The 1,404-nt window shown below is 63.8% G+C and carries 1 protein-coding gene; it reads right to left on the bottom strand.

Annotated features, from left to right (window positions below; all coding sequences use genetic code 11):
• Positions 1-58: 58 nt before the first annotated feature.
• Positions 59-1,282 carry an IS256 family transposase gene (locus ABD705_RS16000; RefSeq protein ID WP_344785398.1) on the bottom strand — a complete coding sequence of 408 codons (1,224 nt, stop codon included), beginning with the start codon at positions 1,280-1,282 and terminating at the stop codon, positions 59-61.
• Positions 1,283-1,404 lie beyond the last annotated feature (122 nt).

Below are 1,404 nucleotides of genomic sequence, written 5' to 3'. Positions count from 1 at the left end.
GGTGACGTCCCGCTGAGTGGTGGAGTTTCTCGACACCGTGCGGATCAGCTGTTGTTGATTATGCCGCGTTGAGTTCTGGGATCGCCACCTCCTCGTCGGTGACGGTGAGGAGTTTCATGGAGTGCTCGCTGAAGTAGCGGCGGTCGGCGCCGTCCCATTCGTCGTGTTGCTCGATCAGGACATGCCCTGCCAGGCGCAGGAGCGCTGCGGGGTTGGGGAAGGTGCCGACGACGTCGGTGCGGCGTTTGATCTCCTTGTTGACGCGCTCGAGCGGGTTTGTGGACCAGATCTGTCGCCAGTGCTGTTGCGGGAATCCACAGAACGCGAGGATGTCGTTCTTCGCGTCTTCGAGCATGTCCGCGATCTTCGGATGCGACCGAGTCAGCATCCGCACGACTTCGTGGAACTGGGCGAAGACGTGCTCGGTGTCGGGTTGCGCGAAGATCGTGCGGATGATCGACGCGACCATCGGCCCCGATGCCTTCGGGACGTTGGAGAGCACGTTGCGCATGAAATGAACACGACACCGCTGCCATGCCGACCCGGCGAAGACGGTCTCGATTGCGGAGATCAGCCCGGTGTGCGCGTCACTGATGACGAGTTTCACCCCGCCGAGCCCGCGGGCCTTCAACGACCGCAGGAACGTCGTCCAGAACGGCTGCGACTCAGTCTCCCCAACCTCGAAGCCCAGGACTTCCCGGCGCCCGTCGGCGGCGACGCCGATCGCGACGACGACAGCTTGGGAGACGACTCGGCGGCCGACCCTGGCTTTGCAGTAAGTCGCATCGAGGAACACATACGGGTAGGTCGTGTCGGCGAGGGGCCGGTCACGGAACGCGGCGACGTCCTCGTCCAGGTTCGCGCAGATCCGCGACACCTCACTCTTGGAGATGCCGGTGTCGGCGCCGAGCGCCTTCACCAGATCGTCGACCTTGCGGGTCGAGACGCCGTGAACATACGCCTCCATCACCACCGCGAACAACGCCTGGTCGACGCGCCGGCGCCGCTCCAGCAACGACGGGAAGAATGACCCTTGCCGCAGCTTCGGGAGCCGCAACTCCAGATCCCCGGCCGTGGTCGTCAAGGTGCGCGGGCGGGTGCCGTTGCGTTGCGTGACACGACCCGGGGAGCGTTCGAAGGGAGCGGCGCCGATGAACGCGGCCGCTTCGGCATCGATCAGCTCCTGATAAAGCGCTTCCGTCGCGACACGGATCCGGTCAGTGACATCGGTGAGTTTCAGTTCCCCGAGGAGCTCGAGGAGGGCAGACTGGTCAAGAGCCATCGTGCGTTGTGTCTTTCTGTGAGTAGCTTTAGTCGGTTCTCACTGACCATCGCACGATGGCTCACCACGTCAACGACGTGACACTCAGCACCGAGAACTACACCACCCCAGGGGACGTCACC

The sequence above is a fragment of the Microbacterium kribbense genome (genome assembly GCF_039537285.1).
In the GTDB taxonomy this organism is placed as follows: Bacteria; Actinomycetota; Actinomycetes; order Actinomycetales; family Microbacteriaceae; genus Microbacterium; species Microbacterium kribbense.
The sequence above is the reverse complement of the archived record's forward strand: the minus strand, read 5'-3'. Positions and strand labels throughout refer to the sequence as shown.